General features: G+C 73.4%; 22 protein-coding genes. 11 read left to right on the plus strand and 11 right to left on the minus strand.

Translation table 11 applies throughout. The features are described 5' to 3' along the window. Positions 1 to 15: 15 nt before the first annotated feature. The 3 genes from DTL70_RS22275 to DTL70_RS22285 all read right to left on the minus strand — a co-directional run bounded on the left by DTL70_RS22275 (position 16) and on the right by DTL70_RS22285 (position 3110). Positions 16 to 1173 carry an Mrp/NBP35 family ATP-binding protein gene (locus DTL70_RS22275; protein WP_114023771.1) on the minus strand — a complete coding sequence of 386 codons (1158 nt, stop codon included), beginning with the start codon at positions 1171 to 1173 and terminating at the stop codon, positions 16 to 18. Positions 1174 to 1276: 103 nt separating this feature from the next. Continuing rightward, the gene (locus tag DTL70_RS22280) at positions 1277 to 1792 is read right to left on the minus strand and encodes a DUF1003 domain-containing protein (RefSeq protein ID WP_114023772.1); all 516 of its coding nucleotides are present in this window, start codon (positions 1790 to 1792) and stop codon (positions 1277 to 1279) included. Beyond that, on the minus strand, positions 1785 to 3110 hold the full coding sequence (locus DTL70_RS22285) for a magnesium transporter MgtE N-terminal domain-containing protein (RefSeq protein WP_114023773.1): 1326 nt from the start codon (positions 3108 to 3110) through the stop codon (positions 1785 to 1787). The genes DTL70_RS22280 and DTL70_RS22285 overlap by 8 nt, the downstream gene beginning before the upstream one ends. Positions 3111 to 3322: 212 nt before the next feature. Here DTL70_RS22285 and DTL70_RS22290 point away from each other — a divergent pair, with 212 nt between their 5' ends. Next, positions 3323 to 4084: a hypothetical protein gene (locus tag DTL70_RS22290; RefSeq protein ID WP_181861036.1), complete on the plus strand. Its 762-nt coding sequence runs from the start codon at positions 3323 to 3325 to the stop codon at positions 4082 to 4084. 102 nt (positions 4085 to 4186) lie between these two features. Beyond that, entirely contained in the window at positions 4187 to 5725 is a 1539-nt protein-coding gene (locus DTL70_RS34400) for a serine/threonine-protein kinase (protein ID WP_245979546.1), read from the plus strand. A 134-nt stretch (positions 5726 to 5859) separates the two neighbouring features. Here DTL70_RS34400 and DTL70_RS22300 read toward each other — a convergent pair whose 3' ends face one another. Continuing rightward, positions 5860 to 6423, minus strand: coding sequence for a hypothetical protein (locus DTL70_RS22300; RefSeq protein WP_114023774.1), 564 nt, complete (start codon positions 6421 to 6423; stop codon positions 5860 to 5862). Positions 6424 to 6432: 9 nt separating this feature from the next. Further along, positions 6433 to 7563, minus strand: a complete 1131-nt coding sequence (locus DTL70_RS22305; protein ID WP_114023775.1) for a magnesium and cobalt transport protein CorA — start codon at positions 7561 to 7563, stop codon at positions 6433 to 6435. Between the two features lie 514 nt (positions 7564 to 8077). Here DTL70_RS22305 and DTL70_RS22310 point away from each other — a divergent pair. The 4 genes from DTL70_RS22310 (at position 8078) to DTL70_RS22325 (ending at position 11495) form a co-directional block, all read left to right on the plus strand. Then, on the plus strand, positions 8078 to 8668 hold the full coding sequence (locus DTL70_RS22310; protein ID WP_114023776.1) for a suppressor of fused domain protein: 591 nt from the start codon (positions 8078 to 8080) through the stop codon (positions 8666 to 8668). Positions 8669 to 8894: 226 nt separating this feature from the next. Continuing rightward, a complete protein-coding gene (locus DTL70_RS22315; RefSeq protein ID WP_114014436.1) occupies positions 8895 to 9533 on the plus strand; it encodes a DUF6758 family protein in 639 nt (212 codons plus the stop codon). 137 nt (positions 9534 to 9670) lie between these two features. Beyond that, positions 9671 to 10516 (plus strand): PHP domain-containing protein, encoded by an 846-nt coding sequence (locus DTL70_RS22320; RefSeq protein WP_114023777.1) that lies wholly within the window; start codon positions 9671 to 9673, stop codon positions 10514 to 10516. A gap of 370 nt (positions 10517 to 10886) precedes the next feature. Then, positions 10887 to 11495 (plus strand): MarC family protein, encoded by a 609-nt coding sequence (locus DTL70_RS22325; RefSeq protein ID WP_114023778.1) that lies wholly within the window; start codon positions 10887 to 10889, stop codon positions 11493 to 11495. Between the two features lie 32 nt (positions 11496 to 11527). Here the strand turns inward: DTL70_RS22325 and DTL70_RS22330 are convergent, their stop codons facing one another. Both DTL70_RS22330 and DTL70_RS22335 read right to left on the minus strand, forming a co-directional pair. Continuing rightward, positions 11528 to 12436, minus strand: a complete 909-nt coding sequence (locus DTL70_RS22330) for an alpha/beta fold hydrolase (protein ID WP_114023779.1) — start codon at positions 12434 to 12436, stop codon at positions 11528 to 11530. Between the two features lie 194 nt (positions 12437 to 12630). Next, the gene (locus DTL70_RS22335) at positions 12631 to 14370 is read right to left on the minus strand and encodes a DEAD/DEAH box helicase (RefSeq protein ID WP_114023780.1); all 1740 of its coding nucleotides are present in this window, start codon (positions 14368 to 14370) and stop codon (positions 12631 to 12633) included. A gap of 380 nt (positions 14371 to 14750) precedes the next feature. Between DTL70_RS22335 and DTL70_RS22340 the strand changes: the two genes are divergently transcribed. Then, entirely contained in the window at positions 14751 to 15497 is a 747-nt protein-coding gene (locus tag DTL70_RS22340) for a ferritin-like fold-containing protein (protein WP_114023781.1), read from the plus strand. Here DTL70_RS22340 and DTL70_RS22345 read toward each other — a convergent pair. From DTL70_RS22345 to DTL70_RS22360, 4 genes are all read right to left on the minus strand, one after another. Beyond that, positions 15448 to 15879, minus strand: a complete 432-nt coding sequence (locus DTL70_RS22345) for a hypothetical protein (RefSeq protein ID WP_114024233.1) — start codon at positions 15877 to 15879, stop codon at positions 15448 to 15450. The genes DTL70_RS22340 and DTL70_RS22345 overlap by 50 nt on opposite strands. Before the next feature lie 158 nt (positions 15880 to 16037). Further along, complete coding sequence (locus DTL70_RS22350; protein WP_114014431.1) at positions 16038 to 16265, minus strand: DUF3107 domain-containing protein; 228 nt, start codon at positions 16263 to 16265, stop codon at positions 16038 to 16040. 204 nt (positions 16266 to 16469) lie between these two features. Next, entirely contained in the window at positions 16470 to 17093 is a 624-nt protein-coding gene (locus DTL70_RS22355; protein ID WP_114023782.1) for a TetR/AcrR family transcriptional regulator, read from the minus strand. Positions 17094 to 17215: 122 nt separating this feature from the next. After that, positions 17216 to 17458, minus strand: a complete 243-nt coding sequence (locus tag DTL70_RS22360; protein ID WP_114023783.1) for a hypothetical protein — start codon at positions 17456 to 17458, stop codon at positions 17216 to 17218. 222 nt (positions 17459 to 17680) lie between these two features. On the opposite strand from DTL70_RS22360, the gene DTL70_RS22365 reads away from it, so the two are divergent. From DTL70_RS22365 to DTL70_RS22380, 4 genes are all read left to right on the plus strand, one after another. Continuing rightward, the gene (locus DTL70_RS22365; protein WP_114023784.1) at positions 17681 to 18781 is read left to right on the plus strand and encodes an alpha/beta fold hydrolase; all 1101 of its coding nucleotides are present in this window, start codon (positions 17681 to 17683) and stop codon (positions 18779 to 18781) included. Positions 18782 to 18784: 3 nt separating this feature from the next. Next, positions 18785 to 20296 (plus strand): DUF3152 domain-containing protein, encoded by a 1512-nt coding sequence (locus DTL70_RS22370; protein WP_114023785.1) that lies wholly within the window; start codon positions 18785 to 18787, stop codon positions 20294 to 20296. Between the two features lie 238 nt (positions 20297 to 20534). Beyond that, positions 20535 to 22559, plus strand: a complete 2025-nt coding sequence (locus tag DTL70_RS22375) for a DUF3492 domain-containing protein (protein ID WP_114023786.1) — start codon at positions 20535 to 20537, stop codon at positions 22557 to 22559. Then, positions 22556 to 23896, plus strand: coding sequence for a hypothetical protein (locus DTL70_RS22380; RefSeq protein ID WP_114023787.1), 1341 nt, complete (start codon positions 22556 to 22558; stop codon positions 23894 to 23896). The genes DTL70_RS22375 and DTL70_RS22380 overlap by 4 nt, the downstream gene beginning before the upstream one ends. Positions 23897 to 24066 lie beyond the last annotated feature (170 nt).

The raw sequence follows: 24066 nt of genomic DNA on the forward strand, positions 1-24066 counted from the left end.
CGTTTCAGGCCTCTTTCAGAACTTGTTGCTGGGGGTCAGGCCCAGGGACATGCCCGCCAGGCCGCGCTCGCGTGCGCCGAGCTTGCCCGCGACGTCGCGCAGCGCCGCGCCTGCGGGCGAGTCCGGGTCGCTGAGGACGACGGGCTTGCCCGCGTCGCCGCCCTCGCGCAGCCGCAGGTCGATGGGGATGCCGCCCAGGACAGGGACGTCGGTCCCGGTGGTGCGGGTGAGCCCTTCGGCGACCTGCTTGCCGCCGCCGGTGCCGAAGACGTCGACCATCTCGTCGCAGTGCGGGCACGGCATGCCGGACATGTTCTCGATCACACCGGCGATCTTCTGGTGGGTCTGCACCGCGATGGAGCCGGCGCGCTCGGCGACCTCGGCCGCCGCCTGCTGCGGCGTCGTGACGACCAGGATCTCCGCGTTCGGGATCAGCTGGGCCACCGAGATGGCGATGTCACCCGTGCCGGGCGGCAGGTCGAGCAGCAGCACGTCCAGGTCGCCCCAGTACACGTCCGCGAGGAACTGCTGGAGTGCCCGGTGCAGCATGGGGCCGCGCCAGACGACGGGGGAGTTGCCGGGGGTGAACATGCCGATCGAGATGACCTTCACGCCTTGCGCCGACGGCGGCATGATCATGTCCTCGACCTGGGTGGGCTGCCCGTCGGCGCCCAGCATGCGGGGCACCGAGTGGCCGTAGATGTCGGCGTCCACCACGCCGACCTTGAGCCCGTCGGCCGCCATGGAGGCGGCCAGGTTGACCGTCACGGACGACTTGCCCACGCCGCCCTTGCCCGAGGCCACGCAGTAGACCCGGGTGAGGGATCCGGGCTGGGCGAAGGGGATCTCCCGTTCGGCCTTGCCGCCGCGCAGGGAGGTGGCCAGCTCGCGGCGCTGCTCGTCGCTCATCACGTCCAGCTCGACGCGCACACTCGCGGCGCCGGGGACGCGCTGGACGGCCTCGGTCACGTTGGCGGTGATCGTCTCGCGCAGCGGACATCCCGAGACCGTCAGATAGATGCCGACATCGACGGTGCCGTCGGGTGCGATGGCGATGGATTTGACCATGCCCAGGTCGGTGATCGGCCGGTGGATCTCCGGGTCGTTCACCGTCGCGAGCGCCGCGCGGACGGCGTCTTCGGTGGGGGTGGTCGCCTGGGTCTCGGTAGCCATAACTGAATAGTAAGGCCGTGTGGGCCGTGTCCGATAAGGGGCGGGGGTCGTGTGGCGGTGCCCCGGTGCGCGAGGCCCGGCGCGCGGGGCTCCGGGCGCCCGGTCAGCGGTCCTGGTCGCTGTCCTGGGCGGCTGTGCCGCCGTGCTCCCGCTCGCCGAGCTCTTTGAGGAGTTCGGCCAGTTCCGAGCGGATCCAGTCGCGGGTGGCGACCTCGCCCAGGCCCATGCGCAGCGCGGCGATCTCGCGGGTCAGGAACTCGGTGTCGGCGATGCTGCGCTCGTTGCGGCTGCGGTCCTGTTCCAGGTTGACCCGGTCCCTGTCGTCCTGCCGGTTCTGCGCCAGCAGGATCAGCGGCGCCGCGTAGGAGGCCTGGAGGGAGAGGGCCAGGGTGAGGAAGATGAACGGGTACTCGTCGAACTTCCACCCCTGCGGCGCGAGGATGTTCCAGCCGATCCACACGACGATCACGATCGTCATCCACAGCAGGAAGCGGCCGGTGCCCAGGAAGCGGGCGATCCGTTCGGAGAAGCGTCCGAACATCTCCGGGTCGTAGGACGGCAGCAGCGCGCGCCGCGGCGCGCGCGGTACGTCGAGCCGGGGCCCTTCCCGTTCAGCCATCGTGCTCCGCTCCCCCGTCGCGTGGGCGTCCTTCGAGCGCGCCGTCCCAGAAGCCGGGCAGCCCGCCGCCGGCCGCGGCGTGCCGCCAGTCCTCGGGCAGCAGGTCGTCCAGCACGTCGTCGACGGTGACGGCGCCCAGCAGGTGGCTGCCCTCGTCCACCACGGGCGCGGAGACGATGTTGTAGGCCGCCATGTAGCTGGTCAGCGCGGGCAGCGTCGTGCCGGGCGGCAGGGGCCGCAGGTCCGCGTCCAGGATCGAGCCGACGAGCGCGAAGGGCGGCTCGCGCAGCAGCCGTTGGAAGTGGACGACGCCCAGGTACTGGCCTGTGGGCGTCTCGTCCGGGGGGCGGCAGACGTAGACCTGCGAGGCCAGTGGCGCGGGCAGGTCCTCCTCGCGGACCCGGGCCAGCGCCTCGGCGACGCTCGCGTCGGGGCGCAGCACGATGGGCTCGGTCGTCATGAGGCTGCCGGCCGTGCCCTCCTCGTAGGTCAGCAGCCGGCGCACCGGCGCGGCCTCCTGGGGCTGCATCAGGTCCAGGAGCCGGTTCTTGTCGGCCTCGGGGAGTTCGCCGAGGAGGTCGGCGGCGTCGTCGGGGTCCATGGCCTCCAGGACGACGGCGGCCCGTTCGTCGGCGAGCTTGCCGATGATCTCGACCTGGTCGTCGTCGGGGAGTTCTTCCAATACGTCGGCGAGCCGGTCGTCGTGCAGCGCTGCGGCGACCTCGGCGCGGCGCTTCTCGGAGAGGTGGTGCAGGACGTTGGCCAGGTCGGCGGGGCGCAGCTGCTCGAAGGTGGCCAGCAGGTTGGCGGTGCCCTGCTCGCGCTCCTCCAGGGCGAAACCGGTCACCGCGTCCCACTCCACGGTCAGCGTCTCACCGCGACGGCCCCGCAGTCCGCCGCCCTTGCGGCCCTTGCGGACGAAGAGCCGGTCGATCTCCCAGTCGCGGCGGGCCGGAAGCCGTTGCAGGCCCACGTCGAGCACCGTGACCTCCTCGTCCGTCTCCAGGAGGGTCACTCGGCGGTCGAGCAGCTCGCCGAGGATCAGGCGTTCGTTGGGGCGCTGTTCGAAGCGGCGGATGTTGAGCACCCCGGTGGTGATGACCTGTCCTGACTCCACACCGGTGACCCGGGTCATGGGCAGGAACACGCGCCGCCTGCTGACCACCTCGACCACCAGGCCCAGCACGCTGGGCAGCCGGCGGCGCCCGCCCAGCATCGTCACCACGTCGCGCACCCGGCCGACCTGGTCGCCGTTGGGGTCGAAGACGGCGACGCCCGCCAGATGGGAGACGAAGACCCGGGGAGCGCCCGCTGCCATGAGTCGTCCATCCTCCTCGCCCGCGCCGACCGACCGCTCCCGCACGGAAACCTTCGCGGCTTTCCGGTTGATTGCCCGGTTATGACGGATTCAGGCTAGCGTGACCGGCGCCACAGGCGTCGTAGCGGTGTGGTCCGGACGGCTGGCTTCCGGAGGGGCCCCTCCCTACGGGTAGGGTGCCGTCCTGCCGCCGACCACAGGAGGACCCCCTCGTGCCTGGACGCGCCCGCGCACCCCGGAGTGCAGCGCTGCTCGCTCTCGTCAGCGCCGGAACGGTCACCGCTTTGAGCGGGTGCGCGGGCGAGGATCCGGACGCGGGCACCAACGGGGTGGGCAAGCTCTCGGCCACCAGGATCGAGAAGAAGGCCAGGTCGGCCGCCAAGGACGCCGAGGCCGTACGCGTCGACGGCAGCGTCGTCAGCAAGGGCCAGACCTACCGGCTCAAGATGCGCCTGAAGAAGAGCGGCGGCGTCGGGGAGGTCTCCGCCGAGGGCGGGTCCACCTTCGAACTGCTGCGCACCGACCGCGACCTCTACCTCAAGGCGGGCACCGACTTCTGGGCCCAGCAGGAGGGCGGCAAGAAACCCGACAAGAATGACGTCACCGCCGCACAGAAGCTCAAGGGCAAGTACGTGAAGGTGCCCCGCACGGACCCCGCCTACAAGCAACTGAGCGTCTTCACCGACATGAGCACCCTCCTCGACGGGCTGCTGGCCATGGAGGGCAAGCGCAAGACGGGGGAGCGCGGCGAGGTGGACGGGACCAGCACCATCCGGGTCACCGCGGGCGAAGGGCGCGGCGGCACCATCGACGTCTCCTTGAAGGGCCACCCCTACCCGCTGCGGCTCCAGCGCCCGGGCGGCGCCGGCACCGTGCGGCTCACCGACTGGAACGACGGGTTCGCGCTCCAGGCGCCGAAGAAGGACCAGACCGTCGACTACGGCAAACGGATCTCCCCGGAACAGACGGGCTGACCCCCGCCCGGCCGGACGCGCTGAGTACTGTGGCGCCCGTTACGGTGAACGATCAACAGACGAAGAAAAAAGACGAATTGCTGAGCGAGGGGGACGGAACCGGTGGCCGGGACGCAAGGGGAGTACGTGGGCCGCTACCGACTGCGGGAGCGCCTCGGGGCCGGTGGCATGGGCAGCGTGTGGCTGGCCGACGACGAGACCCTGGGCGCACAGGTCGCCATCAAGCAGATCGAGATGCCCGCGGGGACCGGCGGCAGCGGCGGCAGCGGCGGTAGCGAGTCCGGTGGCGAAGGGAGCGATGGATCCGGCGACCTGTCGCCCATCCGCCGCGCCCGCCGTGAGGCGCTGCACGCCACCAAGCTGCGCGGGCACCCGCACGTGGCGACGGTCCTCGACGTGGTGCAGCACGAGGGCCTGCCGTGGATCGTCATGGAATACGTCTCGGGCGCCACCGACCTCGCCAAGGTCATCCGTGACGAGCCCCGCCTCCCGGACACCGAGATCTGCCGGATCGGCGTCGCCGTACTGAAGGCCCTGGAAGCCGGGCACGCGCACGGCATCCTGCACCGCGACGTGAAACCGGCGAACATCCTCCTCGCCTCCGACCACGCCGGGAACCGGCACGGGCGGGTCATGCTGACCGACTACGGCATCTCGCTCGAAGCCGACTCCGGGCAGACGCGGATGACGCAGACCGGCGTCATCGGCACCCCCGGCTTCACGGCGCCCGAGCGGATGCGCGACCAGGAGCGGCGCGAGTCCGACCTCTTCTCGCTCGGCGCGGCGCTGTACTGCGCGTCCGAGGGGCACGGGCCCTTCGACCGGGGCTCGGCCATGGCCTCGTTCTCCGCTTCCCTCCTCGAACCGGCGCAGACGCCCGCCAACGCGGGCCCCGAACTGCGCGCCCTGCTGCTCGGGCTGCTGGAGAAGGACCCCGACCAGCGCACCGACACCGGCTCCGCGATGACGCGGCTCACCCGGGTCGCGGACGGCTCGGCGGTGGACGACGCCACCTTCGCCATCCGCGGCTCGGGGACGACCGGCGGAGGCGGGGGCGGCCGTGCGGTGCCCGGCTACGGCCCGGCCCGGACGCCGGTCCCGGGGCAGGGCTTCGGCCCGGCCCCCGGCAGCCAGGACCCCTCATCCGGCCCCTCATCCGGACCCTCGTCCACGCCGGGAACCCCCGGGCCCTCGTCCGTTCCGGGCACCCCCGGACCCCCGTCCGTGTCGGACACGCCCGGTGCACCGGGAGCACCGGTTCCGGCGGGCGCGCCCGCCGCGGCGGCGCACGGCCCGGACGTCATGGACGCCGTCCCCACCGGCGGTTCCGCCGTGCGGGAGGGCGAGCCGGCCTACAAGGTCGTCCTGAGCGCGACGGGCAGGGGCCTGTGGAAGGCGTGGCGCTGGCTGTGCGAGCTGAGCCTCCTGGGGAAGCTGCTGCTGCTCCTCGCGATGGTCGCGCTCGCCTTCCTCGCGTCGCTCCTCGACCGCCTGGAGCACGGCGACGACCCGATCGGCGCCCGCCCCGGACCACAGGTGATCAGCTCCGTCCACCCGGACGCCGACGCCGCGCGTGCCGGCGCCGTGCGTGCCGAGACCGGATCGACGGCGACGACCTGGGCGGCGGCTTCCGCGCGATGACCCGCACGCACGCGGGCAACGACGGCTGGGACGGCAAGGACGCCACCGGACTCCCCGTCTGCGGGGGCCGGCCCCTGTCCTGAGACGGAACCCGCGGCACGGTGGCCGTGCGGGCGTGGGAAAGCCGCCGGAGGTCAGCCGGTCCGGCGCTTGCCGCGGCGGGCCAGCAGCCGCGGCAGCCCCGCGGGCTGCGCGTTGCGGGTGGTGGCCGGGGTCGCGGGCGGCGGTGCCGCCTGCGCGTCGTGGGGCATCGATCCTGGCTGTTCCAGCGGCTCGCCCGTCGGCTCCAGGCGCAGGACACGGCTCTCGTCGGCCCACCTGCGCAGCATGGTGTCCGTGTCCGGTGCGTTGAGCCGCTTGCCCTTCAACTCCTCGACGGCCGCCTGCCACCGCTCGCTGCGCGGGGTGAGTTCGCGCACCCGTGCGGACCAGACGACGAGGCGGGCACCCTTGTCCTTGCCCCGCACGGTCACGGTCGCGGCGGCGCCGTCGGACAGCCCCATGTCCGCCAGCGGCTGTTCCAGCGAGCCGTCTCCCACCAGGCAGACGGCGCCCTCCCGCCACACGTGCCACAGCCCGCGTGCGGGGCCGACAGGACCCCTGACCCAGACCATTCCCGACTTCTTGGCCGTCTCCTCGATCAGGGCACGGCCGAGGTGTCCGTCGGCGGGGCGCGGTGCGGCGGGTGTGGCGGTCATGGCCGCAGATTACAACCAGCCGTTGCGCTTGAAGCCGCGGTGCATGCCGTAGCAGATCGCCACGATGAGCAGCAGCACCAGCGGATAGCCGAACTTCCAGCGCAGCTCCGGCATGTACTCGAAGTTCATGCCGTAGATCCCCGCGATCATCGTCGGTACCGCGAAGATGGCGGCCCAGGCGGTGATCTTCCGCATGTCCTCGTTCTGCGCGACCGTCGCCTGCGCCAGGTTCGCCTGGAGGATCGAGTTGAGTAGGTCGTCGAAGCCCAGCACCTGCTCGTTGACGCGGGTCAGGTGGTCGGCCACGTCGCGGAAGTACTTCTGGATGTCCGGATCGACCAGCCGTACGGGCCGCTCGCTCAGCGTCTGCATCGGCCGCATCAGCGGCGAGACGGCGCGCTTGAACTCCAGCACCTCGCGCTTGAGTTGGTAGATGCGGCTCGCGTCGCCGCCGCGCTTGCCGCCGCCCGTGCGGTCGGAGAAGACCTCGATCTCGACCTCGTCGATGTCGTCCTGCACCGCGTCGGCGACCGCGAGGTAGCCGTCCACGGTCTGGTCCGCGATCGCGTGCAGCACGGCCGAGGGGCCCTTGCTCAGCAGCTCGGGGTCGTCCTCCAGGCGGTGCCGCAGCGCCCGCAGGGAACCCTGACCGCCGTGCCGTACGGTGATGATGTAGTCCCGTCCTGTGAAGCACATCACCTCGCCGGTCTCCACGACCTCGCTGGTGGCCGTCAGTTCGGCGTGCTCGACGTAGTGGATCGTCTTGAAGACGGTGAACAGGCTCTCGTCGTAACGCTCCAGCTTCGGGCGCTGGTGCGCGTGCACGGCGTCCTCGACGGCCAGCGGGTGCAGACCGTACTCCTGGGCGATCCCCGAGAACTCCTCCTCCGTGGGCTCGTGCAGTCCGATCCACACGAACCCGTCCCGGCTCTGCCCCTCGGCGGAGCGGACCCGGCACAGCGCGTCGGCGGGGGAGCGCGTCTCGGTCTCGCGGCGCCCGTCCAGATACGCCGCGCAGTCCACCACCGCACTGCTCATCGACGGGCCGCCGCTCTCGTGCACACCGGTGCCGTACCCGGAACGGTTGTCCTTGCGCAGTGCCGGGCGCACAGCGGCGCGCAGCTCTCGGATCATCGACATGAGGCCCTCCACGGTGCCGTGCCATGCCGCCGTGCACACGGGCCGGGCGTCGTGCTGCCCGGAACGGGGGCCTACGGGTACCTACCCGGAGGTCCGCAAAGCGGGCACCACACGCGGGCCGCGGCGACGACATTCGCTGACGAACGAAACAGTGCGTGACTGCGGAACGCGGGCGCTCTCCCGCCATGCGTGCGCCGGGAAGAAGGAATTCCCAGACCCCGCGGACGGTGTCACCGCGCGGTGGCGCGGGAGCCTCAGGGCCGGTGCGGCGCGACCAGCACGGGGGCGGAAGAGCGGCTGGTACTGCACGGTCGACTCGGATCCATGTCAGTCCCACCTCCTCCGGCCGGGCCCCTGTGGGGGACGATGTGTACACGCCTTGACCGGCAGCCAACGGTAGCACTGGTAAGCGGGTCCCCGCGCCGCCGCCGCCCGTTGCGGGTGCCCCTTTGCCACCGTCTTACGCGACGATGCCGCGCTCTTGGGCGAGGGCCCCGGGATCTATGCTCGCCGGATGAACGACGTCCTCACACTGGTCGACACCCACGTGCGCAGGGCCTTCGGTGAGCCGGACGCCCGCGCCGCCGTCACCTTCCTGGGTACGGAACGCATCGAGGTGCTGCGCTTCGTGGACGCGGAGGAGGGGATCGTGCGATACGCCACGCGCGGCATGTCGGCGGCCCCCATGGCCGATCCGGCCGAGGCGCTCGCCGACCCCGAGCGCGGTCCGCGCGCCGAACTCCTGCTCACGGTGCGGGCCGGGCTCGCCGACACCGACAAGGTGCTGCGGCCACTCGCCGTGCTCGCGGCGGCACCGCAGGTCGAGGGCGTCGTCGTCGCTCCGGGCGCCTCGCTGGACACCGGCGAGCCCCTGTGGCCCGGGGCGCCCTTCACCTCCGTCCTGGTGGCCGAGGCCGGGGGCCTGGTCGAGGACCTGCCCCTGGAGCCGCCCCACGAGCCCGTCCGCTTCTTCCCCCTGCTGCCGCTGACGCCGACGGAGGCGGCCTGGAAGCGGGTCCACGGCGCGGACGCGCTCCACGAGCGCTGGCTCCGCCACGAGACAGACCTCCGTGATCCGCTGCGCGGCGCCGTGCCGCTCGCTTGAGGTGCCGCTCGTCTGCCGTCTGCCGTCTGCCGGGCTCCGGTTCAGGGGCGGGGGTCCGGGGGAGGGCGGGAACTCGCACAGGGTTACTGATGGGGTGGATGCCGGTGTGATCACCTGCTTGTCATGTCGCCACCTGCGGGTCTCACCGAGGGTCGTGCACAGGCCAGGACTCCACCCGGGTGATCGTCCTTGACGGGAACGCGACCCGGTAGGACTGTTGGAGCTCATGAGGGGCGAACCCAGTTGCCCGAAGTGCGGTAGCCGGGTCAGGGCGCCCGGCCTCTTCGCCGACACCTGGCAGTGCGGCGTGCACGGCGCCGTGCACCCGCTCCAGCCTGTCCTCCCGCCCAGCGTCGACGCCCTCGCCGTCGTCGTCGGCCGCACCCAGGTGCCCGTATGGATGCCGTGGCCGCTCCCCGTGGGCTGGCTGTTCACCGGCGTGGCCTGCGCCGGAGACGACCGCAGCGGGGGCCGCGCCACCGCCGTCGCCTGCTCGGGCCCCGCACCGCTGGGCGGGCCCGGAGAACTCCTGCTGATCGCCGAGGAGTTGGGCGTCGGACTCGGCGCGCGCCACGCCGGGATCGAGGGCCCCGACCCCGGCCCCGCGATCTGCGGCGGCAAACCACCGCAGGCCAAGGTCCTGGCCGCGGGCCACCCCACGCACCTGTGGCACGTCGACGGTGCGCCCGCCGACCGTGCGGTCTTCGCCGGTGAGGCGTGCGGCCTGTGGCTGTGGGCGATCGTGTGGCCCCAGGAGTCCGGCCTGATGCTCTACGACGAACTGGTCCTCACCGACCTGCGCGACGCCGGGGCCGAGGTCGATCTGGTGCCCTGCGGGGCGCTCTCCCCACGGCTCATCCCCTGACGCCCGAGGTCCGCGGAGATCGGACGCTCGTGGGCCCGCGTTCCTGGCCGCGGGGGTGCCGGACGGTGCGGCTATCCTGGAGGACGCTCGCCATGAGCCCGTCACCCGCCCCCCACCACCGCTCGGAGCCCGTCGCAGTGCGCATCGACCTGCACACCCACTCCACCGCCTCCGACGGCACCGATTCCCCCGCCGAACTGGTACGCAACGCGTCGGCCGCGGGGCTCGACGTCGTCGCGCTCACCGACCACGACACGGTCGGCGGCCACGCGGAAGCCCTCGCCGCACTGCCCGCGGGACTCACCCTGGTCACCGGGGCCGAGATCTCGTGCCGGCTGGACGGCATCAGCCTCCACATGCTCGCCTACCTCTTCGACCCGGACGAGCCCGCGTTCGCCCGGGAACGCGAACTCGTCCGCGACGACCGCGTACCCCGCGCCCGGGCCATGGTCGCCGCGCTGCGCGAGCTGGGCGTGCCGATCACCTGGGAGCAGGTCAGGCGCATCGCGGGCGACGGCTCGGTGGGGCGGCCCCACATCGCGACGGCCATGGTGGAGGAAGGCGTCGTCGAGACGGTCTCCGACGCTTTCACCGAGGAGTGGATCGCGGGCGACGGGCGCGCCTACGTCGGGAAGCACGAGCTGGACCCCTTCGACGCGCTGCGCCTGATCAAGGGCGCGGGCGGCGTCGCCGTCTTCGCGCACCCGCTGGCAGCCAAGCGTGGGCAGTGCGTCCCCGAGAGCGCGCTCGCCGAGCTCGCACGGGCCGGGCTCGACGGCATCGAGGCGGACCACGCCGACCACACGCCCGCCACCCGCACCCGGCTGCACGCCCTCGCCGACGAGCTCGGTCTGCTGGCCACCGGCTCCAGCGACTACCACGGCACCCGCAAGCCCCTCGCCCTCGGCGACTTCACCACCGCGCCCGACGTCTACGCCGAGATCGCGGCACGCGGCTCAGGCGCCACCCCCGTCACGGGCTGAGCCCGGCGGGCGGACACCGGAGGCCGCACACGGCATCCGGTGTGGCAGTGGGGTGCGCCGGCGCCGCACAGGCGCGCCCGGTGCCGCACACGGCACCGCGACACCGCTGCTCCGCCCTTGAGCACGCGGTGACGCGGACGCGCCCGGTCACTCCGGTGACCTTCGCCCCCCCCGGCCGCGTGCCGTTCCCCGCTCCGCGCGCCCGGGCGTCCCTGCGCCCTGACGTGCCCGCAACGCCCGTGCCGGCACGCCCGTGCCGGCACGCCCGTGCCGGCACGCCCGTGTCGGCGCGCCGGAGCGCCCGGCCATCCCGCCGGGCGCCCGCACATGTCCACTCCCACCCCTCTCTCCTCCAAGGCACAGGCACCTCGTGTTCGACTTCGCGCTCTTCGGCTCCGTCTTCCTCACCCTGTTCGTGATCATGGATCCGCCCGGCATCACGCCCATCTTTCTCGGCCTCACCTCCGGACGTCCCGTGAAGGTGCAGCGCCGAATGGCCTGGCAGGCCGCCGTCGTCGCGTTCGGGGTGATCACCCTGTTCGGGATCTGCGGCAAACAGATCCTCGACTACGTGCACGTCTCCATCCCCGCCCTGATGGTCGCGGGAGGGCTGCTGCTCCTGCTCGTCGCGCTCGACCTGCTGACGGGCAAGTCCGACGAGCCGACCCAGACCAAGGACGTCAACGTCGCCCTCGTCCCCCTCGGCATGCCGCTGCTGGCCGGGCCCGGCGCCATCGTGTCCGTCATCCTCGCCGTCCAGCGGGCGCACGGCTGGGGCGGACAGCTGTCGGTATGGGTGGCGATCGTGGCGATGCACCTGGTGCTGTGGCTCGTGATGCGCTACTCGCTGCTGATCATCCGCGTCATCAAGGACGGCGGAGTCGTCCTCGTCACCCGGCTGTCGGGCATGCTGCTGTCGGCCATCGCCGTGCAGCAGATCGCCGGTGGCATCACCCAGTTCATCCAGGGCAAGGGCTGAGCCCGTTCAGCCGGGGCAAGGGCTGAGCCTGTTCAGCCGGGGCCGAGGCTGAGCCAGAAGTCCGCCACGGCGCGCGCCGTCTCCCTCGGCCGCTCGGCATTGGGGGAGTGCCCGGTGCCGGGAACGACGGTGCGCCGGGCGCCCAACCGCCCGGCCATACCGTCCAGCCACTCCACCGGCCAGGCGTCGTCCTCGGCGCCGGAGACCACGTGGACCGGCGGCGCCAGCGCCGCGAGCTGCGCCACCCGGTCCGGCTCGGCCAGCAGTTGCCGGCCCGTCGCCGCCAACTGCGCGGGCACGTTGCTCAGCCAGCGGCGCCGCAAAAACTCCTCCATCGCCCCGGAGGCCTCCTCGTCCTCCCGCCGGGAGTACGGAGCCTCACCGGCCGAGCCGACCGACTGGTCCAGCTCCCGCATGACCTCCCAGATGGCCGCCATGCTCATCGTCTCCAGCGCGCCCAGCAGCATCCGTACGCGCTCCTGCTGGGAAGGCGAGACGGCACCGGGGCCGCTGCTCAGCAGGGTCAACGACGCGAAGGGAGCGGCGTCCTCCAGCACGGCGGCGCGGGCGATCAGACCGCCCAGCGAGTGTCCCAGCAGGTGTACGCCACCGGGGGCGCGGCCGGCCACGGCCGCCACCACCGCGTGCACGTCACGGGCGAGCTCGTGCTGTGCGTAGGCGCTCTCGTCGGCCGGGCCGCCCGTTTCGAACTGTCCGCGCCCGTCGACCGCCACCGCCCGGAACCCGGCCTGTGCCAGCGGCTCCAGCAGGCCGACGAAGTCCTCCTTGCTGCCGGTGAACCCGGGCAGCAGCAACGCGACGGCCCCGGCCTCGTCCGCGTCGGGGCCGCCCGTGTCGTGCACCGCGAAATCCCCGCGTGCGGTGACCAGACGATACGTGCGCACACCGGCGGGCAGCGCGAGAAAAGGCGGCTTGCTCATGCCCAGACGCTACCCGCGCCCCTCCTCCCGCTTCCCCGGCCTCTGCCGGACCCTCCCGCGGACGTGTAAACGGTCGGGGCCGTGTGAAGACGGTCGTGGCCAGATGGACAGGTGGCGCGGCGCGCGGCGCACACGCGAACGGCTCGGCACCCCGTGGGGGTACCGAGCCGTGGTGTCCCGGTCAGGGACGGGGGTCAGCTCTCCGACGCGGGCTGCTCGGCAGAGCGGGTGGCCGCTGCGCGCGAGCGGGTGCGACGGCGGCGGGGCTTGCGGGCCTCGCCCTCACCGGTCGCCTCGGTCTCCTTGGCGGCGGGCGCCTCCGAGGCGGCGGCGGGGGTCCCGGAGCGGGTGCGGCGGCGCCGGCGCGGCTTGCGCGGCGCTGCTGCGGTGCCCTCGCCCGCCTCCGTGGCGGCCGAGGTGCCCTCGGCCGTGGCGACGGCCTGTTCCGCCGAGGCGGCCGGGGAGTCCGTGCGCAGCGCCCCGCGGGTGCGCCGGCGCTCGCGCGGCTTGCGCGCCGGGCGGGCGCGTTCGGCAGGCGCGCCGGAGCCGCCGGAGCCCGCGGACTTGGCGCGCGAGCGGCCGCCGCCGCCCGTCTCGCCGAGGTCCTCGATCTCCTCGGCCGCGAGCCCGGCACGCGTGCGCTCGGCGCGCGGCAGCACGCCCTTGGCCTCCTTGGGGATGCCCAGGGCCTCGTACAGGTGCGGCGAGGTGGAGTAGGTCTCCTCCGGGTCGTTGAAGGCGAGCTCCAGCGCCTTGTTGATCAGCTGCCAGCGCGGGATGTCGTCCCAGTCGACCAGCGTGACGGCGGTACCCGAGGCGCCCGCGCGGCCGGTGCGGCCGATGCGGTGCAGGTAGGTCTTCTCGTCCTCGGGCGTCTGGTAGTTGATCACGTGGGTGACGTTGTCGACGTCGATGCCGCGGGCGGCGACGTCCGTGCACACCAGGACGTCGACCTTGCCGTTGCGGAAGGCGCGCAGCGCCTGCTCGCGCGCCCCCTGGCCCAGGTCGCCGTGGACGGCGCCGGCCGCGAAGCCGCGCCGGCTCAGCTGCTCGGCGACGTCGGCCGCCGTGCGCTTCGTACGGCAGAAGATCATCGCGAGGGCGCGGCCCTCGGCCTGCAGTATCCGGGCGACCATCTCCGGCTTGTCCATGGAGTGCGCCCGGAAGACGTGCTGGGTGGTGTTGGCCACCGTCTGGCCCTCGTCGTCCGGCGAGGTGGCGCTGATGTGCGTGGGCTGGCTCATGTAGCGGCGGGCGAGCGAGATGACCTGGCCCGGCATCGTCGCGGAGAAGAGCATCGTCTGGCGCCGGGTCGGCAGCATCTCGATGATCTTCTCGACGTCGGGCAGGAAGCCCAGGTCGAGCATCTCGTCGGCCTCGTCCAGGACGAGCGCCCTGATCTGCGAGAGCCGCAGCTTCTTCTGGCCGGCCAGGTCCAGCAGCCGGCCCGGCGTGCCGACGACGACGTCGACGCCCTTGTTGAGGGCTTCGACCTGCGGCTCGTAGGCGCGGCCGCCGTAGATCGGCACGACCCGCACGTTGCGGACCTTGCCCGCGGTGAGCAGATCGTTGGTGACCTGCTGGCACAGCTCACGGGTGGGGACGACGACGAGGGCCTGCGGCGCGTCGGACAGCTCTTCCGGCTTGGCGCGGCCCAGCTCGACGTCGGCGGGGACGGTCACCGACTCCAGCAGCGGAAGTCCGAACCCCAGCGTCTTGCCGGTGCCGGTCTTCGCCTGACCGATGACGTCGGTGCCCGCGAGGGCGACCGGGAGCGTCATCTCCTGGATCGGGAAGGGTGAGGTGATGCCGACGGCTTCGAGGGCCTCGGCTGTCTCGGGAAGGATCCCCAGATCTCTGAACGTGGTGGACAGGGTGCTTGCCTCTTCTGTGTGACGCGAGGGTGGGGCTGCGGCGTCCGGTCGTCCCAGCATGTGGGACGGTCCGGCGGAGCGAGGAGAGGATCTACCGCACCCGGGCGGCCGTCGTATCGGCCCGCCCTGTGGGTGCGGGACCACTGGCTCCCGCTCAAGCGCCTCACTCGCGCGAGCGGTCCCTCTCAGCGCGACCCGTGCGGGGAGCACGAACCGGCGGAAGGCTGTCGGGTCGGAGCCGATCGGGCCACCGACCGGGCATCCGCATTTCATGCATGCAGCGAGTCCACGTCATCTGGTGGACCCATATCACTGTACCCCGAATCCGCGCATGTGTACCGGGGCAATCGCTGTGTACGAGTTCACCGCAGGTCCGCGCGGGTCTGCGGGCATCGGGCGGGGCCCCCGCGAGCTGGGGGTCTCGGGCTATCGTGCGCAGTATGGAGACGCCTGACAAGACCGCCGACGACGGTTCCGAGTACGCCCCCGCCACCTCGACCGCCTCCCAGAACTGGGAGCAGGCCGCGGCGGACCCGACCTACCGTGCCGCGGTCGTCGACCTGCTGGGGGCCCTCGCCTACGGGGAGCTGGCGGCCTTCGAGCGGCTCGCCGAGGACGCCAAGCTGGCACCCTCGCTCGCCGACAAGGCCGAGCTGGCCTCGATGGCGTCGGCCGAGTTCGGCCACTTCGAAAAACTGCGTGAGCGGCTGGCCCGGATCGACGAGGACCCCACGGCGGCGATGGAGCCGTTCGCCGCGCCCCTGGAGGAGTTCCACCGGCTGACCGCGCCCTCCGACTGGCTGGAGGGCCTGATCAAGGCGTACGTCGGGGACTCGATCGCCTCGGACTTCTACCGCGAGGTGGCGACCAGGCTGGACACCGACACCCGTGCGCTGGTGCTCAGCGTGCTGGCCGACACCGGGCACTCCAGCTTCGCCGTGGAGAAGGTGCGGGCCGCCATCGAGGCCGAACCCCGCGTGGGCGGGCGCCTCGCACTGTGGGCGCGGCGGCTGATGGGCGAGGCGCTGTCCCAGGCGCAGCGGGTGGTCGCCGAGCGGGACGCGCTCTCCACGATGCTGGTCGGCGGGCTGGCCGACGGCTTCGACCTCGCCGAGGTCGGCAAGATGTTCTCCCGGATCACCGAGGCCCATACGAAGCGGATGGCCGCGCTGGGGCTTGCCGCCTGATTCCGGATTCCACGAGCCCGGACGCCACGAGCCCGGGCTCGGCGAACCCGGCCTCCGCGAACCCCGGCTCCCCCCACCCGGACTCAGCGGACCGCGGCGCCGGGGTGGTGCGCAGGGTGTCCCTGCGCCACTGCCTGCGCCCGGGCGCGTCCCGCAGCAGCAGCGAGAGCAGCGCCGCGCTGACCCCCAGGGCCACGCACAGGGCCACCGGGACGTGTCCCGCGCCGAAGACGGTGTGGCTGACGAGGCCGCCGACGAGGGCGGCGACCGGGCCCGTGGCCAGCACGAGCCGCCGGTCGGGAAGCCGCTCGGGGAACCGCCTGCTCGCGACGAGGGCGAGGGCGAGTCCAAGGCTTGCGGAGCCGAGAGCCTCCCAGATCATGAGGACCTCCACGGGGTGGCGGTGAGCCGACCGCTGGTCGCGGTCGTTCCCGGTCTCCCCCTGGGTACGGACGCTGAAACGGCGGCCGCGGAAGCAAAATCCGCGGCCGCCGCCGTGTGCGTGACCCCGCCGTTTCCCGGACGGTGCCGAGGCCCGTCTCAGATGGCTCCGAAGCCCACCTTGCGGCCCGACGGCTGGCCGATCTCGATGTAGGCGACACGGTCCGCCGGGATCAGGATCTTCCGGCCGTGCTCGTCCTCGAGGCTGAGCAGCCCGGAGCCCTTCTCCAATGCCGCCGCCACCGTGCTCTCGAGCTCGTCAGGAGTCTGCTTGCTCTCCATGACGATCTCGCGAGGCGCGTACTGCACGCCGATCTTGACCTCCACGGCTATGTCCCTCCGACGGTCTGGTGTCCCCGTGCCGATGCCCGGGATGCGGTGCGCGGCCAGCCGCGCCGTACGGGAGTAACCCTAGCTCTCGGCGGAGGACGCCGAGGGGGCGCGGTCGCACGCCGGCAGCGAACAACCGCGCCCCCTCGGACCGGGGCACGCGTCCCCTCCGACCGGTCAGGACGCCGGACTACCGCGTCACTACTGCATCGGGAACCCGGCGATACCGCGCCAGGAGAGCGACGAGATCAACTTGGCCGCGGCGTCGCGGGGGATCCGCTGCCCCGACCCCAGCCAGTAGCGCGCGGTGATCTGCGCCATGCCGCACAGGCCGACGGCCAGCAGCATGGACTGCTCCTGGGAGAGCTTGGTGTCCTCGGCGATGACCTCGCTGACGGCCTCCGCGCAGTCCAGGCTCACCCTGTCCACGCGCTCGCGCACCGCGGGCTCGTTCGTCAGGTCCGACTCGAACACCAGGCGGAAAGCGCCGCCCTCGTCCTCCACGAAACCGAAATAGGCGTCCATGGTGGCCGCCACGCGCTGCTTGTTGTCCGTCGTGGACTCCAGCGCCCTGCGCACCGCCTGGAGCAGCGCCTCGCAGTGCTGGTCGAGAAGCGCGAGGTACAGGTCCAGCTTCCCCGGGAAGTGCTGGTAGAGCACCGGTTTGCTGACGCCGGCACGTTCGGCGATGTCGTCCATCGCCGCCGCGTGGTAGCCCTGCGCGACGAAGACCTCCTGAGCTGCGCCCAGCAGTTGGTTGCGTCGGGCCCGGCGGGGCAGACGCGTGCCACGCGGGCGCGCTTCGGTCTGCTCGATGGCTGTCACGCCGCCTCCCTGTGTGTTTCTGAGCGCGAGCTGCGCTGTGCCGCCATCGTACTTTTCAGTAACGGGAGTGGGGGCTCCACGGGCCCCGAATTTTCCGCCGCCACCCGGGCAGGGCGGGTGCTTTATCGGTACTCGTCCTCATTCAGCTCCACCACGCGTGCCTGCTCCGCCGCGTCGGCGGGGTCGGCCTCGTGCGTGCCGGACGGGGCGAGCGGCTCGTCACGCTGCCGCAGCACATCGGTGTGCTGTTCGGCCGCGTCCGCCTCCGTGGCCTCGGGATTCTCCGTTCCCTCCGGCTCTTCCTCGTGCGTGCCGGCGGTGTACGTGTCGTCAAAGGTTTCCGGTTCTGTGGGGTCGAGCGGCATGCCTGCTCCCCTTTCCAGGGTGCTGCCCGCCTGCGCGGGCCTACTTCCGAGACTAGGAGCGGGTCACCAGGGGCGCACGCCCGCATGCACGCTTCCCGCGGAGCGGTTGCACACGAACGGAGGCGGACGCCGTGTGCCTGTGTCATCCCCCGTGCACCGGTGTGTTTCTTCTGTGACGGTGGACACGTGAGAGTGTGTGTGATCGTCTCGTAACATTGCCCCATGTCCTCCACCGAGCAGCCGGGAACCTCCGCTGCCGCGGCCCGCACCGCCGCGCCGTCCACCACGCCGCCGGGCTCCCGCGTCGGCGACGGGGAGACGCTTCGGAAGGTCTCGCTGCCGGGCCTGACGCTGGCCGTGCGCGCACTGCGCGACGAGACCCCCGCCGCCGCCCCGGCCGGGGCGGACACCCCCTCACCCCAGCGGCCCGCCCGGGCCGGAGCCGACACCCGTACGGGCGCGCTGTACGTGCACGGGCTGGGAGGCTCCTCCCTCAACTGGACGGCCCTGATGGGCGAGCTCGCCCCCGACGTGGCAGGCGAGGCACTCGACCTGCCCGGCTTCGGTGACTCCCCGCCGCCCGACGACGGCGACTACTCGGTCTCCGGCCACGCCCGCGCGGTCATCCGCTACCTGGACACGCGCGCGGCGGGCCCCGTACACCTGCTGGGCAACTCCCTCGGCGGCGCCGTGACGACCCGGGTGGCCGCCGTACGCCCCGACCTGGTGCGCACCCTGACCCTGATCTCCCCCGCGCTGCCGGAGATACCGCCGCAGCGCACCGCCTGGCCGACCGCGCTGATGGCGGTGCCCGGCATCGCTGCGCTGTTCGGCAGGCTCACCCGCGACTGGCCGGCCGAACGGCGCACCGGCGGGATCCTCGGGCTGTGCTACGGCGACCCGGCGCGCGTCAGCCCGGAGGACTTCGCGGCCGCCGCCGAGGAGTACGACCGCATGAAGCGGCTGCCCTACTTCTGGGACGCCATGGTCCGCTCGACACGGGGCATCGTGGACGCCTATACCCTGGGAGGCCAGCACGCGCTCTGGCGGCAGGCCGAGCGGGTACTGGCGCCCACGCTGCTGATCTACGGAGGGCGCGACCAACTGGTCGCCTTCCGGATGGCCCGGCGCGCCTCGGCGGCGTTCCGCGACTCCCGGCTGCTCGCTCTGCCGGACGCGGGACACGTCGCCATGATGGAGTACCCCGAGATCGTCGCGAGTGCCGTCCGCGAGCTGATCGACGACGCGGCCACGGCCGCACGGCGGTCGAACACCCCCGCAGCCGGGACCGCCGCACAAGGAACCGGCAACCTCGAAAGGTGACCAGTGGGACGCCACAGCCGTAAGGGCAAGGCCGGTACCGCACGCGGCCAGCAGCGCTCCGGGATACCGGAGCGCCAGGCGGACGCCGGCCGGGCCGCCGCCCGGTCCCGCGACGCAGGCGCCCCCGGACGGGCCGATGCCGCCGGGTGGGAGCGGGATGTCACCGCGCCGTACCCCGCCGAGGGCGCCCCCGCAGCGCGCCCGGGACCCCACGGCACCCCGGCGCACGGCGTCCCCGGGCACGTCGACGAGCCCACCCGTGGCGGACACCCGCAGTTCGGTGAGCCGTACCGCCACGGCCCCGGCGGAGCCCATGGGTACGGCTTGCCGCACGGCCAGGGCCAGGGGCGGAGCCAAGGCCGCGGCCAGGCGCAGAACCCGTGGCGCTCGCAGGGACCCGAGCAGCAGCGCGGCGGCCCCCACGGGCCGCGCCAGGACTACCTCGACGCCTTCGACGACGCGGTCTTCACCCACAGGGCAGCCGGGGCGCCCGGCGCCTCGGCCCCCGCCGACGCGCGCCAGCGCCCCGCGGGCGCCTCCGGCACGCCGCGGGCTCCCCACCGCGCCGCCGGGCCCGCCGCGCCCGGACCGCCGGCGCCGCAGGCCACCGCCGACGCGCCCCCCGCGGACGACGAGCCGCGCGGCGACCGTACGGCGGGGCCCGCGCAGTCGCGTCCACGGCGGCAGCGCACCGGCGGCAGGGCCCGCACGTACACGGGTATCGCCGCCGCGGCCATCACGACCGTGCTGGCGATCGTCATCGCGGCCCAGGTGGCGGGCGGCGAGCACAGCTCGGGGCAGTCCGACGACGGAGCCAACACGGGCGAGCGGGCGCCGGGCGGAACCGCCGGGCAAGACGACCGCGCCGACCGCGGGACGCGGCCCACCCCGGGCGCCCCCGGCAACGGATCCGCTTCGTACGACGCGAAGATGGCGCATGTCTACCCGCTGGCCGACGACCTGGAGGGAACGGACAAGTTCACCGCCGTGCCCGGCCACGAGAAGGGCAGCGGCAAGGGCGAGGTGATCCGCTACCGCGTGGACGTGGAGAAGAAACTGCCGCTGGACGGCGAGCTGTTCGCCAAGGCGGTCCACAAGACGCTCAACGACGAGCGCAGTTGGGCGCACGACGGCAAGCGCAGCTTCGAGCGGGTCTCCTCGGGGAAGGCGAAGTTCGTCATCACCCTGGCCACGCCGAAGACCACCGACCTGTGGTGTGCCAAGTCGGGCCTGGACACCAGCGAACAGAAGGTGTCCTGCGACTCGGCGGCCACCGAGCGGATCATGATCAACGGTTACCGGTGGGCGCGTGGGGCCAAGACCTTCGGGCCCGGACAGATGCACGCCTACCGCCAGATGCTGATCAACCACGAGGTCGGCCACCGGCTCGGCCACGACCACGTCGGCTGCCCCGGCGACGGCGAGCCCGCCCCGGTGATGATGCAGCAGACCAAGTACCTGACCACGCAGGGCAAGACCTGCCGCCCCAACGCCTGGCCCCACCCGCGCGGCTGACACCCGGCCGCCACCGCCCGCACGGTTCGCCTGGAGCGGGTGGTTCCCGTAGAGCGGGTGGTTCCCGTGCTGTGGGAAAACGCGCGACGCGCGGGAAAGTCACGGGTCTTCACCCCTTCCGGTGGTGTGACGGACAACCGTCCATCGTGCGACGGGGGCGCGCATAGCGTCGTCCGCGTCCCGCCACCGAGCCGTTCGCGGCCGCTGGCACGCCGCGACGAGGGTTGGGGGTGCGCACATGCGCATCGCACTGCTTACGGAAGGTGGTTACCCCTATCTGCGGGGTGAGTCCGCGCTGTGGTGCGACCGCCTGCTGCGCGGCCTGGACGGCCACGAGTTCGCCGTTCATGCCCTCAGCCGCAGCGCACGGCAGGAACGGGCCGGCTGGTGTGAGCTGCCGGCCAACGTGACCCGGGTGCGTACGGCGCCGCTGTGGGGCCCGGGGGAGCCGGCCGGTGGGTCCGCGCGCGGGCTCGGGCACGGATTCCACGGACGGCGCGTGAGGCGTCGCTTCCGCGAGTACTTCTCCCTGCTCGCCGAGGCCGTGTGCACCGCACAGTACGGAGCGCGGGTGGACGCGCTCCGGGGTGCGGGTTCCGCCGCCGGGGCAGCTGTCGTGACGTCGCAGGCGGACCGTTTCGCCGCAGGCCTGTACGGGCTGGCCGAACTGGCGGCCGAACGCGACGGACTGGGTGCTGCCCTCCGCTCCGAGCAGGCGGTGCGCATCCTGCAGGCCGCCTGCCGCGCGCCGGGCGCGCCGCGCGCCGCGCACGCCGCCCAGGTCGAGGATCTCCTCACGGTGGCGGAGCGGCTGGAGCGCGCGCTGCGTCCGCTCTCGCTGGACTGGTACGGACTGCGCGGCGGGGAGGCGGGGCTGGCGGCGGCCGACCTGTGTCACGCGGTCGGCGCAGGACCCGCCGCACTGCCCGGGCTGCTGGCCCACCGTGCCCGGGGTGTCCCCCTGCTCGTCACGGAGTACGGCGTGCGGCTGCGCGCGCACTACCTGACGAGCGCCGCGAGCGCCACGGGGGCCGTCGCACGCGGTGTGGCGGGCGCCCCGGTGCGCGCCCTGCTCGGCTCCTTCCAGCGGCTGCTGACCCAGGAAACGTACGCGCGGGCCCACGTCATCACGCCGGGCAACGCGCACGACCGGACGTGGCAGGAGCGGTGCGGCGCGGATCGCACCCGGCTGCGTACCGTCTATCCGGGCATGGATCCGGCGCCGTTCGACGCGGTGGGGGAGCGGGCCGCCGATCTGCCGCCACGTGACGGGTGCCGCGCGGGTGGCGCGCCGACGCTGGTGTGGGCAGGGCGGATCGGCCCGGCCAAGGACGTGAGCACCCTGTTGCACGCCTTCGCCCGGGTGCGGGAGACGGTGCCGGGAGCGCGGCTGCGAATCGTCGAGACGGGCCCTCCCGACGGCCGTCCCAGGCCCTCGGCGGCGGGCGGCGACGGGGACGACGCCTCTCTGCCGCTGTGCCGGGCGCTGGCCGCACGGCTGTTCCCCGCGGATGCCGACGGCGCCTGTCCCGTCGCCTTCGACGCCGTGGGCAGCCGCGCCGTGCCCACTCTCGCCGACGCCTATGCCGCCGGGGACGTCGTGGTGCTCTCCAGCGCGGTGGAGGGCTTCCCCGTCTCGCTGGTGGAGGCCATGTTCTGCGGGCGGGCGACCGTCTCGACGGAGGGCGGCGCGGTCCGCGAGGTCATCGGCGGCACCGGCCTGGTCGTCCCGCCGCGCGACCCGCGCGCGCTCGCCGAGGCGTGCGCGGCGCTGCTGGGCGACGGGGCGCGCGCCGCACGCCTGGGCGCCGCCGCGCGTGCGCGGGCGCTCGAACTGTTCACCGTCCGGCAGAACGTGGAGGCCTTCCGCGCCCTCTACCTGGAGGTGCTGGCCCGTCACCCGGCCGGTGCGCACGCGAGCGACCGGGCGCAGGTGCCGGACGGTGACGTCGCCCACCCGGCGCGTCTGTTCGCGCGGCCCGCCGAGTCCCACCTGCCCGGCCGCTGGGCGGGCGCGGCCCGGCGCGGCGCCGGCACCGCCCCCGCGAACCCGGATGGACACCGTTCGACGGGCGCGGCCGGCCGCGCGGGCCGTCGTACCAGCACCGCCCGTCTCCCGGCGGGCGGCGCCGCGCACACCCCGAGCTGGGCCGGACAGGACCGTCAGGCGGACGGGTCCCCCGCACGGAACGCGCCGTTGCGGCGTGCGGCACCGGAGCGCACCGCCGTCGGCGCCGAACCGGAGGAGGCGACGGCCCCGTGAACACCCACCCCGCTCCCGCCGGTCCCGATTCGGGTTCCGGCTCCTCCGCCGACCCCGTCCGTGTGCTGTTGAGCCGGCACAGCACGCTGTGCGAACGAGCGGTCGATCCCTTGGAGATCGCCGCCGGGCTGGAGGCCGGCGGTGTCACGGACCGTACGGTCGCCTCGTGCCGGCACCGGGACGTCTTCTCCCTCGCCGAGGAGCTGTACGCCCGCGCGCCCCGGCGGGAGGACGACGCGCAGGCGCGTACGCCACTCCCGTCCTCCTCGCCCGCTCCCGACAGCGGTACCGGTACCGAGACCGGCACCGCCTCCCTCGCCGGTTCCGGGCACCCGGACGGCGGGGCGGGTCCCACCGGGCCCGCACGCGGTCCGGTGGCGGCGCGGCTGCTCGCCGGGGCCGTCGCGTTCGGGCTGCCCCTGTTGCCGGGACTCCTGTGCGCGGGCACCCTGGCCTGGCTCGTCCTGCTGGAGAGCGCACCGCCCGCCGTGCGCGCCGTCGTCTGCGCCGTGGGCGCGGGCGCGGTGCTCGGCAGTGGCATCGCGGCCGTGCGCGCCGTCCCGGCCACCTCACGCGCGGCCGGCGTGAGACCGCGGCCGTTCCCCGTACTGCCGTTTCTGTGCGTCTGCTGGCTGATCGGATACGCGCTCTACGGTGACTGGCTGCTGCGGCAACTCCTCGGCGGCGGGCCCGAGTTCCCCGGCACTGCCCCGGCGCCGCCCCCGCCCGGTGTTCCCCTGGGCCTCGCGCTGGCACTCGCCCCCGCCGTGTGGTGTGCGCGCGGGTTCGCGCGGGGAGCGCGGCGCAAGCTCGCCGGTTGCCGCAGCCTGGGGGAGTTCTCCGCTCGCGTGCGGCCCCTGCTGGCGCTGGCCGTGTGCGCCTTCGCCATCAGTTGCCCTGCGCTCCAGTGGGGGGCGCACACCCTCGCGGACGGGGCCTACGCGGGAGCCGACGGGGCCTACGCGGGAGCCGACGGGGCCTACGCGGGAGCGGAAGCGGTCGACGTCCCGGCCGGTCCCGTCTTCTGGGCCACCGCCGCTGTACTGCTGCTGCTGTTCGCCGCGCTGCTGCTGGGCGCGCACGGCTTCCGGCAGGCCGTCCGCGCCGGGCTGCTGGCCGCCTGCGCGCTGGAGGCCGCCGTCCTGCTGTCCGTTCCGGCCGCACGGCTGCCCCGGTTGCAGGTGCTGAGCCGGCCCGTGGAGGCGCTGGCGGCACACCAGGGCACGGCGTGCGTCCCGTTGGCGGCCTGCGGCTGCGCCGCCCTCGTCCTGCTGGCGTACGCGTCCGTCACGTTGCCCCGCGCCTCCGCACACCACCGGGAGGCGGCGCCCGCGTGAGCAGCGCGCCCCCCTCCCGTCCCCGTACCGGCACGGGCTTACGAGCCCGCTGCCTGACATCGACAAGGAGCACGACCCCATGACCCACGCGCAGTCGGCACACCGAGGCACCGCAGGGCGGCAGGCCCGTCCAGCCGTGCGCCCGCTTCAGGACGGCCTCTCCCACGAGG

It is taken from the genome of Streptomyces diacarni, from assembly GCF_003323715.1.
GTDB lineage: Bacteria > Actinomycetota > Actinomycetes > Streptomycetales > Streptomycetaceae > Streptomyces > Streptomyces diacarni.

Bases quoted from the DNA above. Each gene is read 5' to 3' on its own strand.
- DTL70_RS22305 (WP_114023775.1), bottom strand. From the start codon at position 7,563: ATGTCGATGATCCGAGAGCTGCGCGCCGCTGTGCGCCCGGCACTGCGC.
- DTL70_RS22345 (WP_114024233.1), bottom strand. From the start codon at position 15,879: ATGATCTGGGAGGCTCTCGGCTCCGCAAGCCTTGGACTCGCCCTCGCC.
- DTL70_RS22335 (WP_114023780.1), bottom strand. From the start codon at position 14,370: ATGCTGGGACGACCGGACGCCGCAGCCCCACCCTCGCGTCACACAGAA.
- DTL70_RS22360 (WP_114023783.1), bottom strand. From the start codon at position 17,458: ATGCCGCTCGACCCCACAGAACCGGAAACCTTTGACGACACGTACACC.
- DTL70_RS22315 (WP_114014436.1), top strand. From the start codon at position 8,895: ATGAGGGGCGAACCCAGTTGCCCGAAGTGCGGTAGCCGGGTCAGGGCG.
- DTL70_RS22310 (WP_114023776.1), top strand. From the start codon at position 8,078: ATGAACGACGTCCTCACACTGGTCGACACCCACGTGCGCAGGGCCTTC.
- DTL70_RS22280 (WP_114023772.1), bottom strand. From the start codon at position 1,792: ATGGCTGAACGGGAAGGGCCCCGGCTCGACGTACCGCGCGCGCCGCGG.
- DTL70_RS22300 (WP_114023774.1), bottom strand. From the start codon at position 6,423: ATGACCGCCACACCCGCCGCACCGCGCCCCGCCGACGGACACCTCGGC.
- DTL70_RS22275 (WP_114023771.1), bottom strand. From the start codon at position 1,173: ATGGCTACCGAGACCCAGGCGACCACCCCCACCGAAGACGCCGTCCGC.
- DTL70_RS22285 (WP_114023773.1), bottom strand. From the start codon at position 3,110: ATGGCAGCGGGCGCTCCCCGGGTCTTCGTCTCCCATCTGGCGGGCGTC.
- DTL70_RS22330 (WP_114023779.1), bottom strand. From the start codon at position 12,436: ATGAGCAAGCCGCCTTTTCTCGCGCTGCCCGCCGGTGTGCGCACGTAT.
- DTL70_RS22375 (WP_114023786.1), top strand. From the start codon at position 20,535: ATGCGCATCGCACTGCTTACGGAAGGTGGTTACCCCTATCTGCGGGGT.
- DTL70_RS22365 (WP_114023784.1), top strand. From the start codon at position 17,681: ATGTCCTCCACCGAGCAGCCGGGAACCTCCGCTGCCGCGGCCCGCACC.
- DTL70_RS22340 (WP_114023781.1), top strand. From the start codon at position 14,751: ATGGAGACGCCTGACAAGACCGCCGACGACGGTTCCGAGTACGCCCCC.